Raw genomic sequence first — 14,988 nt, 5'->3', positions numbered from 1 at the left:
GAAACCTCACTTATTTTATTAACCATACACTCATTACCGAATAGAGTTGATGTAAATTTAATGGTTTACTTATATAATCTGAAGCGCCAGCAGATAAACATTTTTCCTTATCATTTGGCATTGCTTTAGCAGTTAATGCGATAATAGGTATTTCATGTAATCCTAAGTTCATTCGGATATGTTCCATCGTTTCATAACCGTCCATATTTGGCATCATAATATCCATTAAAATAAGGTCGATATTTGTATTGTTTTTTAGTATTTCTAAACACTCTAGGCCGTTTTGTGCAGTAATGATATTGGCATGTTGTTTTTTTAATGCATTTTGTAATGCAAATATATTTCGATGATCATCATCGACAATTAAAATAGTTTTCTCTTGGAAGACATTATTTGCTTCTGGGAGAACGATAGTTTCTTCAATAACTTCATCAGGAGTAACGTCTTCTATCGTTGCTGCGACTTCTAAATTGGATAACTGTACATCATGTAATCCATTTGGAAGGTTGGGAATATATACGGTGAAAGTACTGCCTTCTCCTACATGACTCTGTAACGTAATCCAACCACCTAATAATCTAGCAAACTCTTTACAAATAGATAATCCTAAGCCTGTACCACCATACTTCCGAATCGTTGCGCCATCAGCCTGTTGAAAGGCTTCGAAAATAAGTTGATGTTGTTCTTTAGCAATACCAATACCAGTATCTTTTACTGAAATTGTAATCCAGTCTTTACTTATAGATTGCATATCATCACTTAAATTGCTTGTTTCGATTGAATCGAAATGTAAAGAGACAGATCCTTTTTCCGTGAATTTAAATGCATTGGATAATAAGTTTTTAATAATTTGTTCAATCCTTTTTGCATCTGTATAAAACAGATCAGGAATCGTGTCACTGTTTTCAACAGTAAATTCAACATTTTTTTGTGCAGCGATATGTAAAAAGTTTTGCTGCATACTTGCAGCCATATCACTTATGTTCGTTGCTTCAAAAATGACATCTAGTTTTCCGGCTTCTACTTTAGATAAATCCAGTATGTCATTAATTAAAGTAAGCAAATCTTTCCCTGATGAATGAATGACGGTTGCTAATTCAATTTCATCATCGGATAAATGATTATCATGATTTTCTTTTAACATTTCAGATAATAGTAAAATACTATTTAACGGTGTGCGTAATTCATGCGACATATTTGCTAGGAACTCTGATTTGTATTTTGAGCTACGTAACAACTCACTTGCTTTTTCTTCTAATTCTAATTTAGTAATTTGTAAGTCAGCTGTCTTCTGTTCAGCCTCTTCCGTTCTAGATTCTAACTGTTCATTCGTTGTTCGCAATTCTTCGGCTTGCATTTGTAGTTCTTCCGCTTGCGTTTGTAATTCTTCTGATTGAACTTGTAACTCTTCTGTCATTGCTTGTGATTCATGTAAAAGAGTTTGAATTCGCATACGTCCCATAATACTATGGATTGTTAAACCTAGATTATCAACAGTTTGGTGAATTAAATCTTGATGTAAATCTGAAATGTCAGTTACACTTACTAACTCCATTACTGCAATCACTTCATCCTCAAATAAGACAGGGATGACTAGTAAATTTTTAGGGCGTATTTCTAATAATCCAGTAGTAACGTAACGAAACTCTTCAGGTATGTCCCTAAGAATAAAACTTTTCTTTTCTAAAGCAGACTGTCCAATGAAACCTTCACCCATTTTAATAGATTGTTTTCCAATATCAACACCTTGATCGGCAAAAGAAGCTTTTTTCACAAAGTAGACAGTTTCTTCAACTTCTTCACGTACATAAAACGCGCCGCAAGAAGTTTGCGTTTTTTGTATAATTCCACTCAAAATTTTGTTACCTAACATCTCAATAGAAGATACACCTTGATACATTAAAATTAATTCTGCAATCTCCGTTTGTAACCACTCTCTTTTCGATATTTCGTCTAGCAGATGGTTCGTTGTATGAGCAAGATCTTTTATTTCATCATGTGTATTTACATGAATTCTTTCCGTAATTTTTTCTTTAGAAGAAATGGATTTAATAGCTTGAATTACATTTTTAATCGTTTTTGTAATGGAATTGGAAATATAAAGTGAAACGATAATAGAAATACAAGATAGTAAGAACAATAAACTGTATAACCAAAGCTCTAATTTATTATTTTTAGTATCTAATTGTGCAGCTCTTTTTTTCGTTAATTGCTCCTCAGTGCTACGGAAGTCAGTTAGTTGTGATTGTAATGATTGGATTTCGGTAGTGTCGATTTCTTGTATTTTATTACTATTATGATTTGCAATTAACGGGTGAATCTCTTTATTCATCCAATTAGTAATGTTTCCGTTAATCTCTTTTAATTTTTCTTGCTGAGATGGATTATCTTCTAATAAAGAAAAAAGATTATGGTAATGTTTTTCATAATCTCTTTCGGCAGAGTTAAGAGATTGCAAATAGTTCGCGTTATTAGAAGTGATAAAGCCTTTCGATTTATTTTCTATTGTTAGCAAGTCTTTCTCCACTTGGTTCGTTAAATTGAGAACTTTAAAATCGTGATCAATAATAAAATTACGAGATTTTTGTAAATTGGAAATCTGATTGTTTAACATAATAAAAGAAATAAGTAAAAACAAAATGATAACTAAATAACCAGCCATAATTTTGTAGCGAATACTAAATTTTGCTTCCGATTTCATTAAAAATTCCTACCTTCAAGGTTATTAAAAGTTTTCTATTTTAAAGAATGAAAAACGTAATATATATTATATCAGTTTTCATAGGGCTAAACTAGAAATCCCCCTATTGTATTAGGGGGTCTCGTTTTGAATAGAGGAAATCATTTTGAAGTATAAAACGATATATGAAAAGTAACAATCGAGGGAATAGGGGATAATAAAACCTTTAAGAAGGAAAGAGTGTTCTTAAAGCTTTTTTTGCATCTATTCCTTCAAATATAAATAATACAAGCTCTCTCTTTTTTACAGTAAGGAAAAATGATACTAATGTGCTTAAGTTTTTAATAGAAGTAAGTGTTCCTTGTTTACTTATAAATACATTCGTTTGAAATGTTGTCATTAAAGCATAAAAATGATGAATCTGCGTTATTGTAGGTGTTTCATTATAAAGAATAGTAGTAGAGTGAATGGCGTTCATCGTAATTTTCCTTTCCATATAATAAGCATAACAATATAAACGTACCCGTTTTAAAAAATGTTAAACATATAAATAAGAAAAAATATAATTATAGTTTTTTACGTTTAGAAAGAGTTACGGAGGGTATACATATACTACAAAGATATTGACCGAAGATGAATTGTAAGGTTTTATACTTTTACTTTAAATAAAAAGGAGACTGTTACATATGGATAAAATGATAACGGATATTACATTTGATTTCATTTACTTGTTAAGTAGTTCTCTTGTAGTCCTTTTATTGTTAGCGTTTTTCGTAAATGGTTATGTGAATAAAAAAATTAGTGTATATAAAAACGAAGAGTAATAAAGATACGTTATATAAAATTTTAGGAGGTTAATAGTTATGAATGTAGATAGAAAAATAGTAGGTGTTTTTCCAACAATTGATGATGCGGCACTCGTTATTAATGAATTAAAGGAAAAAGGATACTCGGCAGATAACATTTCAGCTATTGCGAAAGATCAAAAGGAAATTGAACATCTGGAAGAAAAATCAGGTGAGAAAGTGAATCATGAAACTGCACATAAAGCGGATATCTTTTCAGCGACAGGGCTTGTAGCTGGAGGAGTAGCAGGTGGACTCGGAGGTTTATTAACAGGTCTTGGTGTACTTGCTGTATCTGGACTGGGCCCAATTGTAGCAGCAGGACCTATCGCAGCAGCAATTGGGGGAGCCGGTATTGGCGGAGGAGCTGGAAGTTTAATAGGAGCATTTATCGGATTAGGCATTCCAGAAGAACACGCTAAGAAATATGAAGAATACATTTACGATGGAAATATACTAATTTTAGTAGATGCAAAATTAGATGATAAGTTAGAAATCTATAAAATATTTGATAAGCATCATGCTTATAACTCTGATTTCTTTAAATAAAATGTAAACAAAGTAAATATCGTTTTTTGGTCTTACAACTTTGGCGCGACCGAGGAGTCGTATGACTATAAGAGAGGAAGGGCTTATAGTAAAAGATCAAGTTCTATTCTATTATTTAAAAGGAAAGAGGTGTCTATTCGTGATTGTAAAAATATTAAAGGATAGTAGTAATAGTTTCCTTTGTACAGTGCAAAATAAAAATGGGGATCAGTATGTGAAGAAATGGTTTCGTAAACATGAAAACAATGAAGAATTAGGACGACCAACTTTTAAAGAAGTAGAACGCGACTGGAAAGAAAATAGAGACTCGTTTGTGTATCCGAATGTTAAAGCGCTCTATTAAAATGAAACATAATGTGCAGTTCATTCTTACAAAACTGTCACATTCCTGTAAGGTAATTCAATAGATTCGTTGCTTGTTCCATGTCATAATAAAGACATAAGAAAGCTTATTCAAACTACAAATTATTAGGAGCGTGTCAGTCATGATTGTAACAACAACGTCTGGAATTCAAGGTAAAGAAATTATTGAGTATATCGATATTGTAAATGGTGAAGCTATTATGGGTGCAAATATTGTCCGCGATTTATTCGCTTCTGTTCGTGATGTTGTCGGTGGTCGTGCTGGTTCTTACGAAAGTAAACTAAAAGAAGCTCGTGATATCGCAATGGATGAAATGAAAGAACTTGCAAAACAAAAAGGTGCGAACGCTATCGTTGGTGTTGACGTAGATTACGAGGTTGTTCGTGATGGAATGTTAATGGTTGCTGTAAGTGGTACAGCTGTACGTATATAAGTAAATAAAAACCAGGCTCACCCCTCGAAGATTATGCTTCGAGGGGATTTTTTTGGATTATGAATACTAGTTTGCTGTCTTACTATAAATTTCATAAGCAAAAAATCCAAGTAAGTAGCCTACGCCAGTTCCTATGCTAACTGCAAGAAGTAAATAATTCGGGAAAAACATGCCGGAAATTAAACCGATTATACAGCCAACGAGCATTCCCATTGGTATGAAGCTATCTAATAAAATTTGAGCGTTTTTTGACTTTTTCTTACCTAATGTGCCGTTGTTATATTTATGTTTAAGCCTTCCAACCACATATAATACGATTCCTCCAATTATTACAACAGGCGCAATTGTCGTGAGTAACCACATGTGAGAGTCTCCTTTCACCTTTTAATTAAACTATACCATATATTTACATTTTTTTAATTGAGCGGGGATGAGATCTTTCGTCTCTAACCTTTTTGGTGAATATTAATGCGGTTTTATTATTTAAAAATCGGAAAAAATATTAAAATATTGTAGATGAAAAAGGAAAGGGGGGAAACTTAAAGTTGGCATTTCATGTTGGAATATCTAATGAAATTAACGCAAGAATACGAGAAATAAAAGATGAAAGTGAAAAGGTGAATACAATTTTCTCTTGGTTAAATGAAGAATTTGAATGGGTGCAAACTGACTATGTGGATAGGACAGTAGAAGAGATTCTAGCGCGAAAAGCAGGAAATTGCGCTGAACAGGCAAAGGTAGTTGAAAAAGTATTAACTCATATCGGAATAGAAACTAGGTGGACCTTGGAAATAAATTCCTATCCCGAAAGTATGGAAAGACAAAACTTTTCTCTTCATTTAATTGAAACACATGGAGATTTCTATTCGATCTTTGGTTGGAATCATAACGACCATAGATGGCTGGAATATTACAACAAACAGCTAAAAAAATGGATTCCTATTGATACCGCATTTGGTGTTTTAGATATAAATCATTGGTTAGAAAAGAGAATAAGTTTTGCTAGAGAATCTATACCAACTACACAACAAATAATCCCTTTTTGCATTGTTGCATTACATACAAAAAGGGATGTATCAGAGATATTATCAAACTTTTATCTTCTTGACCAATTTGATACATTTTACAATGGAAAGCTAAGTAAAACAACAGTATGGGAAGAATGGAAATTAGTAATTAATAAACTAACCGAAATAGGAATAGAAACCTACAGCGGACATAGTAATCTCCACAAGTATCAAAATGAAATAAAACGTTTTAACAATCTGTATCTGAAATTAAAGCAAGAGATTCTGATCAATACTGTTAGCTAAACTGAATCCTTTTTATACGTTTCCTTTGTATTTAATAACTCGTCAAAAACGCTTTCCCTTTCGTTTTCTCTGCAGACTGCACAACATCAACGGCAGTTTTTACATCTGTTAAGTCATACGTAGAATGAACTTTCATAAAACGTAATTGCTTATTTTCTACTAAGTGAATTAATTGACGAAACGTCTCTTGCCATTTATATGGTGACACTTCTTTATTCCAATGTCGTAAATGAAATATGTTCGCGTGCACTTTTGCTTTCGTGACAATCTCTGCCCAGTTTACTTGTACGCCTGATAGAAGACCAATCGTTAAAAAGTGGCCGTTTGGACGTAAGGAAAAAGCTAATTCATTTCCATCTGATCCCCCAATAGAATCAATCGCAGCATCCGCGCCGAGCCCGTTTGTTAATGTCATAACGGTTTCATAAAGCGGGGTAGTGGAAGTATCTATTACATGGTGGGCACCAAGCTCAAGTAATTCCTCTGTATGTTTACTATTTCTTGTAACGGCAATGAGTCGGAAATTTAAAATTCGTGATAACTGTGCAAATAGATGCCCAATAGCGGATCCACAAGCATTTACTAATAAAACATCATTACTCTGTAAGTTTAGCGTTTCTGTACAAGTGACCCACGCCGTAAGAGGATTAATATACATTTGTGCCGCTGTGAAATCATCGATGGAACCGGGAATAAGAACTACAAAATCAGCTGATGTTTTCACATATTCTTGCCAAGTACCTTCTCCGCGTAACGGTAAAACACGTTTGCCGATAAGTTCTCTAGAAACAAAAGCCCCTACATCTTCTACAATGCCAACACCTTCATAACCAGGTATGTTAGGTAACGGAATTCTATGGGCATACGCTCCGGTAACAGGAATTAAGTCAGACGGATTAATCGGTCTAACTAACATACGAACTAGCACTTCATTCTCTTTTAATGGTTCTATATTTTTATATTCCACTTGTAATACATCTTTTGGATTGCCGAATTTGTGAAATTGAATGCATGTTCCGTGCAACATAAATGTGCCCCCTTAGTTTGATTGGGTTTATTATAGCATTTTTGGTTTGAAGGACTATTTTGTTAAAAATGAATAAAAGGGAACAGAAAGCTATTATTCTTCTCGTTCTAGTCTGTAAAATTTAGCCTAGTATTGCATAATTTGCAGTGTAGGCTTTATGTTAATAATCAGTATGAGTATGTAATTTATATTTAATTAGAAGTTAATTGTAGTAATTGTCTTAATTTATTTAAAGTTTCTGGGTCTTTAGGTCGATACATAGTTAGTTTTAAGTCTGGAGCGTCATACACCCGGAATGTAATATGTTCGAATAATAGTGTACCTACTATTGGATGATGGATTTCCTTTTTTCCACTCGGTGTACCGAGAACATCGTGAGCGGGCCACCATTCTTGGAACTCTACGCTAATAGCCATTAATTCTTCCACTACTTCTTTGAGCCATTCTTCACCAACAAAACGACTACATGTAGCTCTAAATTGTGCTAAAAGTCTCCTTGCATGGGCCTCCCAATCATTTGCTAATAAGGTTCGATATTCTTGAGAGGCAAAACATCTCCAAACTGCATTTCTTTCTTTGAAACTCATAGTTTCAAAATCTCCAAATACTGCACTTGCAACACGGTTCCAGGTTACAACATCCCAAAGTTGATCTGTTACATATATCGGATAAAACTTTAAATCATCTATAAAATTTTGTAGTACAGGGCTTACTTCGTCATCAGTTTTTAAAGGCTTTTCAGGAGGTAACTGTTGATGAGCTAATAAAAACATATGCTCACGTTCTTCTTTATCTAAGCGTAAGGCATCAGCTAAACTTTCTAAAGCCTGTATTGAGACTTGGATATCTCGGCCTTGTTCAATCCACGTGTACCAAGTTACCCCAATATTAGCTAGTTGTGCTACTTCTTCACGACGTAATCCTTTGGTTTTTCTGCGTGAACTAATTGGTAATCCAAAATCTTGTGGAGAAAGTCGGTTGCGTCTAGACCTCAAAAAATTTCCGAGTTCTTTTTTTCTTTCCTGTTCACTGTTCATAAAAAGCCCCTTTCTTTAAGGTAGTACTGTTAATACTAGTATAACTGGATATCTATTTACATTAAAATATTTGTTTTATATTAAAGTTGCAGTTTTGATAAAGGGGGTGAATAAAGTGAATAAGGCCAATGCTTCTGTACAAGAAAATCCAAGAGTTACAAAGGGAGTAATCTTTTTCATGGCAGTTACTTGTGGATTTACAGTGGCGAATGTGTATTTAAATCAGGTTTTGCTTGTAAGCATGGGGAAGACATTTAATGTAGCAGCAGCATCTATTGGTATTGTAGCCACTTTAACACAAGTAGGATATGCTTTAGGGAATCTTTTAGTAGTACCACTTGGGGACATATTTGAGAGAAGAAAATTAATTTTAACGTTGCTATGTGCAGTAAGTCTTTCACTAGCAGCAGCCGCTATTTCACCAAATGTGACTTGGCTTGTGGTGACCAACTTTTTGATAGGGATTTGTACGGTTATTCCTCAGATAATTGTACCCCTTGTAGCTAGTTTGGTTGATGAAAAGGTGCGCGGAAAGGTCCTAGGAAATGTAGCCATAGGCTTGGTATGTGGGATTTTAGGAGCACGTTTTGTTAGTGGCTTGATTGACGTGCATTTTGGTTGGAGAGCAATGTATTGGGTCTCCTTTGCAAGTATGCTGGTAATCATTGTACTCACAAGACTTTTACTACCCAAAAGTCAAGGGGTTGCTTCTATGAAGTATAGTGAGTTATTGACTTCATTAGGCCCTATGTTTATACAAGAAAAAGTACTGCGTCAAGCTTGTATAAGCCAAGGAATGATATTTGGTGCATTTAGCGTGTTCTGGACAACTCTTGGCTTCCTTCTACAATCACCTTCTTATTCATATGGAAGTGATGTTGTAGGATTAGTCGGGTTAGTTGGAATAGGAGGTGCATTTGCTACTCCTATAATTGGGCGGGTAATTGATAAAAAGGGCCCAATTTATGCGAATACTCTTTGTATGACAATTACATTCATAGCATTTATTATTTCTATTACGTTAGGTTACTGGTTAACTGCTTTAATTTTATCTGCATTATTAGTAACTGTAGGTACACAAGCAAATCAAGTTGCATGTCAAGCCAGAATATTTCAGCTCTCCCCAGATAAACGTAGTAGATTAAATGGACTGTATATGGTAGCCACTTTTTTAGGTGGGGCACTTGGATCGTATATAGGGGTATTAGCTTGGAGCAATTGGGGTTGGCTAGGAGTTTGCATAACAGGTATGGTGATGGTGAGTTTAGGATTTACGAGTCTTTTAAACATGAAAAATGAGGTTAAGAGCTTAAAAATGGTTGAAAATATGAAAAGGGGCGATGCATAATGGTAAGGAATGAAGAGAATTATCAAAAAGGTCTAGATATTCTGAAAAAATAGACGAGGAGAATTATCAAGCGATTGTCGATAGTTTTAAAGATTCTATTGCACCAGATTTAGGCACATTAGCTGTTGAATTTAATTACGGACAAATTTTTTCAAGACCAGGATTAGATTTAAAGTCTCGTCTATTAGCTACAGTAGCTGGGTTAACGGTATTAGGAAATACGCAACAACTTAAGTTTTATATTAATGGAGCTTTAAATGTAGGGTGGACAGAAGAAGAAATTGTAGAAGTAATGATGCAAATGTTGATTTATGGTGGTTTTCCAATAGCTTTAAATACGATTTTGACAGTTGCTACGGAAGTATTTGAAGAAAGAAAAATGGCAACAAAGTAAAAAAACGTAAGGGATGGAGAATAATATGATTATTGATAGCCATGCACATAGCAGGTTTAATGGAAAATAAAAATGTCTTTGTGAATGAAAGACATAATTTTACACTAGTTGATGTTGCAGATGCCCCCTTACAAGAAGGTGGCTTTGAAATTAATGACACTGATTTACGAGCAGCTAGATTTGCTATGGATACATAAGTGGATTGGTGAGCATGCGGAATTAATTCTCATGGATAAACCTTATATTAAAGAGATGGATAAAGATACTACCATGGAAGGTTTTCCTAATACTCTGACAAGAAGCCACTTGAAAAGTGGCCTCTTCTATTTTTTATTAAGCCGAAGCTCTCTTCATTCTCTCAAGTAAACTAGATAACACATGCGTACGATACGACTCTAGTTTTTTACCTTCGTAAGTACGAATACCTAATTTTTTAAGTTCTTTTACATACCAACCTTTGCTTCCGAAATACATGTGATCGCTCCCCTTCAACTTTGTTTTTATTTGTTCTGATTGCATATGGAGGTACAGGTAATATAATGAAGGAAATGAATTTCGCGCGAAAATGGTTAACTTTGTTGCAAAAGACATATATACTAAAGATAGTATACAACGAGGTGGACAAGACGTGATTATAGAGAAGCACGAAATTCAAATTGACCAAATTACGAGTGGTAAGGTGAATATCTTTACTTTCTATCGAAATAGAAAGCAAATTGATGATCAGTTTTTACGATTGCAAGAACCATCGCTTACAGCAAACTACTTCTTCCATTTTCATTTTGATGCAGAGAGCTTGCATCTACTGCAGGAAGAGTTTCAGGGCGTATATCCGTACGACGGTAGTGAAACGATTCACGACTGGACGGAAAAGATGAAAGCGGAATTGCAACATCAGATCCAAACAGGAAAATGGAATAAGCGCGTACGTATCGGTAATCGCATTCTAGATGTGGTGTTTACGTGGTGTGACGAAGATATAGTAGAGTGAAAAAGAAGCGGATGACGCTTCTTTTTTTAGCGCTGGAATAAAACGAGCTTACCTGCAGTAGATGTGCAGCGATGTGTTTTTTCGTACAATCCTTTTTCTCGTAAAATAGATTCACCTTTTGTTTTCGCTTCTTTTTCAGTTGCCGCCTCGAATGATTCGTCTAATGCTTTAGAACCATCTTTTTCAAAGACTGTTAGAACGTATACTCCCATGAAAATTCCCTCCAATAATAAAAATCAGAATCTTATAACTATTTTGGCATAAATCAATAGAATATGCAAAGAAATATATGACATTGCGTGTTAAAATAGAGTGAAAGTTTTATGGACACTAGATTTACTATTTGTAGTAAAGTACGGAAAAAGAAAGGATCGTTATTTGTGAAACAAGTGAAGTTTATACATGCGGCTGATTTGCATTTGGATAGTCCGTTTAAAGGAATGGAGATGAATGTACCGCAGTCTGTTTGGGAGAGAATGAAGCAGAGTACGTTTGAATCGTTCGAACGTATTGTTGATAAAGCGATTCAAGAGCGCGTTGATTTCGTATTGCTAGCCGGGGATTTGTATGATGCGGAGACGAGAAGTTTGAGGGCGCAAGTGTTTGTGCGCGAGCAAATGAAGAGACTTTCGCAGTACGATATCCCTGTTTTTATTATTCACGGTAACCACGATCATTTAGGGGGAAGCTGGGCAGCAATTGAGTTTCCGGAAAATGTTCATGTGTTTACCGAGCCTTATGTAGAAGAGAAATCATTTTATAAAAATGGTGAGTTGTTAGCTTCTATTTACGGATTTAGTTATTTGCAGCAAGCGGTAACGGATAATATGACAGCGCAGTATACGAAAATGAGTGATGCGCCTTTTCATATTGGAATGCTTCACGGAAGTGTGGAAGGCGATGCAGAGCATAATCGATATGCGCCGTTTCAAATTCGTGAGCTGAAAGAAAAGCAGTTTGATTATTGGGCTCTTGGCCATATACATAAACGTGAAATTTTATCAGAAGATCCGTGCATCATTTATCCAGGTAATATACAAGGACGTCATCGTAAGGAAGCAGGCGAGAAGGGTGCATACCTGATTGAACTTACGAAACAAGGAACGCAATGTTCATTTTTCCATACGGCTGATGTTGTGTGGGATGAGATAGAAGTGAATATTGATGGACTTGAAACTGTTGATGAACTTATGACGAGTGTGTCAACTGCGATGAGTGAGTGCCGAAGAGAAGAGGAAGGGACGCTACTAACTGTCGTATTTATAGGACAAGGCCCACTTTCTCCGTATTTACGTGACGAAAAGCGTGTGGAAGAGATTTTTCATATTTTAGCAGCTGGCGAAGAGCGAAAAGATTTCGTGTATGCGATGAAGTGGAAAAATGAGACGGTCTCTTTTGCGGAAATCGAACGTTTGAAAGAAGAAAATCATTTCGTCGGTAGTGTGCTAAAGGAGTTAGAAGCTTTCACAAATATGGACGGAGTATTGCGCACCATTTGGACATCTCCTGTAGCGCGTAATAGTATTGAATCTTTTACAGAAGAAGAGAAGAAAGAGATTCAAAAGGAAGCGGAAAATATTATTTTAGAACAATTATTCCAGCAAGAGAGGGATAAGAAATGAGAATGGAAAAACTCCATATTTATGGATACGGAAAATTAGAAAATGTGGAAATGGATCTGTCAATGCTGACGGTGTTATACGGTGAAAATGAAGCAGGGAAATCAACAATTCGCTCGTTTATGAAAAGTATTTTATTCGGTTTTCCGACGAGAGGACAGCGCCGTTATGAGCCGAAAGAAGGCGGGAAGTATGGCGGTGCGATCACTGTGCAAACCGAGAAGTACGGCCGTTTGAAAATTGAACGATTGCCAAAGACGGCTGCTGGTGAGGTAACTGTTTATTTTGAAGACGGGAAAACGGGCGGCGAAGAAATTTTAAACGATATATTAAGCGGGATGAATGAAAGTTTATTTGAATCGGTCTTTTCTTTTGATATGCACGGTCTTCAAAACATTCATCAGCTTGGCGAAGCGGATATCGGCAATTATTTATTTTCGGCAAGTGCAGTCGGAAGTGATGCGTTATTGCAGCTCGATAAAAAGCTAGAGAAAGAAATGGATCAGCGCTTTAAGCCGAGTGGGCGTAAACCAGAAATTAACGTGTCACTGCAAGAGATGAAGAAACTGGAAGAGAAGATGAAAGAGTGGCAAGGGTAACTAACTGTTACAATTTATTTAACCAATTATAACCAAAGTTAATTAAATATATCAGTAAGCCCTGCTAGTCAAGTGATTGGCTAGTAGTGAGGGTTAACTGCGGGCAATCCCTAAAGCTGATTGAACTACAACGTGGCTAGAAATGGCGAGCGTGAATGTCGCGAAAGCAGAAAAAATCAATCAGATGGTGCAAGGTTAAATCCTAAACACTAGAACAATGGGTCTTCCGCCTCGAATCATCTAAGTCAAAAGTGATAAGATGAACGTTCAACGACTATCTCGTATAACTGACGAGAGTACATCACAAGCCTATGGTGGTGGAAAAATCCTCTATCTCTAAAGAGATAAACATATAGTCTGCGCTCATGTGAAAACATGAGAAGTTCATAAGAGAACTGGCTAAGGAATTGCGCCCTTAGTTGAACGAGATACATTTAATTAAATCTATCAAACCTCATTGAATATATAGAACGTATGTGCTATGGTGGTTTCAATGAGGTAAGAATAATAATGAAATTTTCACGAGTTAGTCAAGTATCAGAATTAACAGGTTTGCATCCGAGTGCTCTCAGGAGAATGCTGGTGGAACACGCTACTATTCAGAAGAACAAATCTTTCATTAAAGGAGTTACATTCTAATGATATTGGCGAAGAAAGTTAGACTGATTCCAACGCCTGAACAAGAACAAGTGCTTAGAAACCATGCCGGTGCTGCAAGATTCGCTTATAACTATTGTAAAAGAATGAGTGATAGATACTATAAGCTATTTGGAAAATCTGTTTCACAGTTAGCTTTACAGAAACGATTTACAAAGATCAAGAAGCGAAAGAGATATGAGTGGTTAAATGACATCAACGCACAAGTTCTCAAACAGGCTTCAAAAGATTTTGATAAGGCGAGAAAACATTCGTTCAAAAAGTACAAAAATGGGTATCACACTTCTTATAAATCAAAAAAAGATGTAATCCAAGGATTTTATGCCAATTATGAAAGACTGATTATAGGAAAGAAAGTCGTTCATATTCAGTCTATTGGAGAAATGAAAACAAGCCAACAACTACCAAGAAACAAAAAACCATTCAATCCAAGAGTTACCTTTGATGGTCGTCACTGGTGGATTAGTGTAGGATTCCAAGAATCCTTTGAATCACAAGAACTAACGAATGAGTCGATTGGTGTGGATGTTGGTTTAAAAGAGCTGTTTGTAGCTTCTAATGGTACGAAAGAACGAAATATAAACAAAGATGCCAAGGTTAAAAAACTTTTGAAAAGGAAAAAGTCAGCGCAAAGAGATATGTCTAGGAGATTTAAAAAAGGTGTAAAAACTCAATCTGCCGGATATGAAAAAGCGAAAGCTGAGCACCTGCGGTTATCTAGGAAAATTAAGAATATCCGAAATAACCATATCCATCAAGCAACAGCTAAATTGGTGAAAACCAAACCAATGAGGATTGTTGTGGAAGACTTATCTATCTCAAACCTGTTAAAAAACAAAAAACTATCGAAAGCATTTTTATTTCAAAAATTAAACTTCTTCTTTCAATGTTTATCATACAAGTGCGAGAAGTATGGCATTGCGTATGTAAAAGCTGATAAATGGTTCGCCTCAAGCAAGATTTGCTCATGTTGCGGCGTGAAATACGACCATTCCGTTCAACCAGAAGGACAGTGGAGTTTAAAAATACGTGAGTGGCGTTGTGTTCTATGCAATAGCCATCACGATAGGGATTTGAATGCTTCGATAAATTTATCAAGATGGGTAAAATAAATGCTTGATAATAGGAGGTA

At 35.4% G+C, this 14,988-nt stretch carries 17 protein-coding genes and 2 pseudogenes; 12 read left to right on the top strand and 7 right to left on the bottom strand.

From position 1 onward, the window contains the following. Positions 1-10: 10 nt before the first annotated feature. Both RCJ96_RS09825 and RCJ96_RS09820 read right to left on the bottom strand, forming a co-directional pair. Positions 11-2,701, bottom strand: a complete 2,691-nt coding sequence (locus tag RCJ96_RS09825) for a response regulator (RefSeq protein WP_446699766.1) — start codon at positions 2,699-2,701, stop codon at positions 11-13. Between the two features lie 205 nt (positions 2,702-2,906). Beyond that, entirely contained in the window at positions 2,907-3,158 is a 252-nt protein-coding gene (locus tag RCJ96_RS09820; protein ID WP_017560540.1) for a hypothetical protein, read from the bottom strand. Positions 3,159-3,366: 208 nt separating this feature from the next. On the opposite strand from RCJ96_RS09820, the gene RCJ96_RS09815 reads away from it, so the two are divergent. The 4 genes from RCJ96_RS09815 (at position 3,367) to RCJ96_RS09800 (ending at position 4,871) form a co-directional block, all read left to right on the top strand. After that, positions 3,367-3,504, top strand: coding sequence for a hypothetical protein (locus RCJ96_RS09815; RefSeq protein WP_000359816.1), 138 nt, complete (start codon positions 3,367-3,369; stop codon positions 3,502-3,504). A gap of 39 nt (positions 3,505-3,543) precedes the next feature. After that, positions 3,544-4,074 (top strand): general stress protein, encoded by a 531-nt coding sequence (locus RCJ96_RS09810; protein WP_416504741.1) that lies wholly within the window; start codon positions 3,544-3,546, stop codon positions 4,072-4,074. A gap of 139 nt (positions 4,075-4,213) precedes the next feature. After that, positions 4,214-4,417 (top strand): DUF4028 family protein, encoded by a 204-nt coding sequence (locus RCJ96_RS09805; RefSeq protein WP_416504742.1) that lies wholly within the window; start codon positions 4,214-4,216, stop codon positions 4,415-4,417. 142 nt (positions 4,418-4,559) lie between these two features. Further along, complete coding sequence (locus RCJ96_RS09800) at positions 4,560-4,871, top strand: YbjQ family protein (protein WP_000637511.1); 312 nt, start codon at positions 4,560-4,562, stop codon at positions 4,869-4,871. A 66-nt stretch (positions 4,872-4,937) separates the two neighbouring features. Here RCJ96_RS09800 and RCJ96_RS09795 read toward each other — a convergent pair whose 3' ends face one another. Continuing rightward, on the bottom strand, positions 4,938-5,234 hold the full coding sequence (locus RCJ96_RS09795; RefSeq protein WP_416504743.1) for a hypothetical protein: 297 nt from the start codon (positions 5,232-5,234) through the stop codon (positions 4,938-4,940). 182 nt (positions 5,235-5,416) lie between these two features. Here RCJ96_RS09795 and RCJ96_RS09790 point away from each other — a divergent pair, with 182 nt between their 5' ends. Continuing rightward, positions 5,417-6,184 (top strand): transglutaminase-like domain-containing protein, encoded by a 768-nt coding sequence (locus RCJ96_RS09790; protein WP_416504744.1) that lies wholly within the window; start codon positions 5,417-5,419, stop codon positions 6,182-6,184. Positions 6,185-6,215: 31 nt separating this feature from the next. Here RCJ96_RS09790 and RCJ96_RS09785 read toward each other — a convergent pair whose 3' ends face one another. Both RCJ96_RS09785 and RCJ96_RS09780 read right to left on the bottom strand, forming a co-directional pair. Continuing rightward, a complete protein-coding gene (locus RCJ96_RS09785; protein ID WP_074609779.1) occupies positions 6,216-7,208 on the bottom strand; it encodes a zinc-dependent alcohol dehydrogenase family protein in 993 nt (330 codons plus the stop codon). Between the two features lie 194 nt (positions 7,209-7,402). Further along, complete coding sequence (locus RCJ96_RS09780; protein ID WP_074609732.1) at positions 7,403-8,248, bottom strand: helix-turn-helix transcriptional regulator; 846 nt, start codon at positions 8,246-8,248, stop codon at positions 7,403-7,405. Between the two features lie 178 nt (positions 8,249-8,426). Between RCJ96_RS09780 and RCJ96_RS09775 the strand changes: the two genes are divergently transcribed. The 3 genes and pseudogenes from RCJ96_RS09775 to RCJ96_RS09765 all read left to right on the top strand — a co-directional run bounded on the left by RCJ96_RS09775 (position 8,427) and on the right by RCJ96_RS09765 (position 10,187). After that, positions 8,427-9,596 carry an MFS transporter gene (locus RCJ96_RS09775; protein ID WP_074609777.1) on the top strand — a complete coding sequence of 390 codons (1,170 nt, stop codon included), beginning with the start codon at positions 8,427-8,429 and terminating at the stop codon, positions 9,594-9,596. Continuing rightward, positions 9,596-9,990: pseudogene (locus RCJ96_RS09770) on the top strand (carboxymuconolactone decarboxylase family protein). Before RCJ96_RS09775 ends, RCJ96_RS09770 begins: the two are co-directional and overlap by 1 nt. Positions 9,991-10,022: 32 nt before the next feature. After that, positions 10,023-10,187 carry a hypothetical protein gene (locus tag RCJ96_RS09765; RefSeq protein WP_175574543.1) on the top strand — a complete coding sequence of 55 codons (165 nt, stop codon included), beginning with the start codon at positions 10,023-10,025 and terminating at the stop codon, positions 10,185-10,187. A gap of 136 nt (positions 10,188-10,323) precedes the next feature. On the opposite strand, the gene RCJ96_RS09760 is transcribed toward RCJ96_RS09765, so the two are convergent. Continuing rightward, a complete protein-coding gene (locus RCJ96_RS09760) occupies positions 10,324-10,464 on the bottom strand; it encodes a YflJ family protein (RefSeq protein WP_000273537.1) in 141 nt (46 codons plus the stop codon). Positions 10,465-10,618: 154 nt separating this feature from the next. Here RCJ96_RS09760 and RCJ96_RS09755 point away from each other — a divergent pair, with 154 nt between their 5' ends. After that, positions 10,619-10,981, top strand: coding sequence for a hypothetical protein (locus RCJ96_RS09755; RefSeq protein ID WP_000582791.1), 363 nt, complete (start codon positions 10,619-10,621; stop codon positions 10,979-10,981). Between the two features lie 26 nt (positions 10,982-11,007). Here the strand turns inward: RCJ96_RS09755 and RCJ96_RS09750 are convergent, their stop codons facing one another. Further along, positions 11,008-11,193, bottom strand: coding sequence for a YhzD family protein (locus RCJ96_RS09750; RefSeq protein WP_000539556.1), 186 nt, complete (start codon positions 11,191-11,193; stop codon positions 11,008-11,010). Between the two features lie 168 nt (positions 11,194-11,361). Between RCJ96_RS09750 and RCJ96_RS09745 the strand changes: the two genes are divergently transcribed. The 3 genes and pseudogenes from RCJ96_RS09745 to RCJ96_RS09735 all read left to right on the top strand — a co-directional run bounded on the left by RCJ96_RS09745 (position 11,362) and on the right by RCJ96_RS09735 (position 14,968). Then, a complete protein-coding gene (locus RCJ96_RS09745) occupies positions 11,362-12,603 on the top strand; it encodes a metallophosphoesterase family protein (RefSeq protein ID WP_242304093.1) in 1,242 nt (413 codons plus the stop codon). Continuing rightward, positions 12,600-13,196 (top strand): annotated as a pseudogene (locus RCJ96_RS09740) (AAA family ATPase); the annotation flags it as partial. The gene RCJ96_RS09745 and the pseudogene RCJ96_RS09740, both read left to right, overlap by 4 nt. A gap of 641 nt (positions 13,197-13,837) precedes the next feature. Next, positions 13,838-14,968: an RNA-guided endonuclease InsQ/TnpB family protein gene (locus RCJ96_RS09735; protein ID WP_446699765.1), complete on the top strand. Its 1,131-nt coding sequence runs from the start codon at positions 13,838-13,840 to the stop codon at positions 14,966-14,968. Positions 14,969-14,988 lie beyond the last annotated feature (20 nt).

The organism is Bacillus sp. BSL6 (assembly GCF_052928345.1).
This window is presented reverse-complemented; position numbering and strand designations above follow the sequence as displayed.

What these genes read in the sequence shown, in the direction of transcription:
- RCJ96_RS09820 (WP_017560540.1), bottom strand. Translation starts at nt 3,158, where the DNA reads ATGAACGCCATTCACTCTACTACTATTCTTTATAATGAAACACCTACA.
- RCJ96_RS09735 (WP_446699765.1), top strand. Translation starts at nt 13,838, where the DNA reads ATGATATTGGCGAAGAAAGTTAGACTGATTCCAACGCCTGAACAAGAA.
- RCJ96_RS09825 (WP_446699766.1), bottom strand. Translation starts at nt 2,701, where the DNA reads ATGAAATCGGAAGCAAAATTTAGTATTCGCTACAAAATTATGGCTGGT.
- RCJ96_RS09760 (WP_000273537.1), bottom strand. Translation starts at nt 10,464, where the DNA reads ATGTATTTCGGAAGCAAAGGTTGGTATGTAAAAGAACTTAAAAAATTA.
- RCJ96_RS09750 (WP_000539556.1), bottom strand. Translation starts at nt 11,193, where the DNA reads ATGGGAGTATACGTTCTAACAGTCTTTGAAAAAGATGGTTCTAAAGCA.
- RCJ96_RS09815 (WP_000359816.1), top strand. Translation starts at nt 3,367, where the DNA reads ATGGATAAAATGATAACGGATATTACATTTGATTTCATTTACTTGTTA.
- RCJ96_RS09775 (WP_074609777.1), top strand. Translation starts at nt 8,427, where the DNA reads ATGGCAGTTACTTGTGGATTTACAGTGGCGAATGTGTATTTAAATCAG.
- RCJ96_RS09795 (WP_416504743.1), bottom strand. Translation starts at nt 5,234, where the DNA reads ATGTGGTTACTCACGACAATTGCGCCTGTTGTAATAATTGGAGGAATC.
- RCJ96_RS09810 (WP_416504741.1), top strand. Translation starts at nt 3,544, where the DNA reads ATGAATGTAGATAGAAAAATAGTAGGTGTTTTTCCAACAATTGATGAT.
- RCJ96_RS09780 (WP_074609732.1), bottom strand. Translation starts at nt 8,248, where the DNA reads ATGAACAGTGAACAGGAAAGAAAAAAAGAACTCGGAAATTTTTTGAGG.
- RCJ96_RS09800 (WP_000637511.1), top strand. Translation starts at nt 4,560, where the DNA reads ATGATTGTAACAACAACGTCTGGAATTCAAGGTAAAGAAATTATTGAG.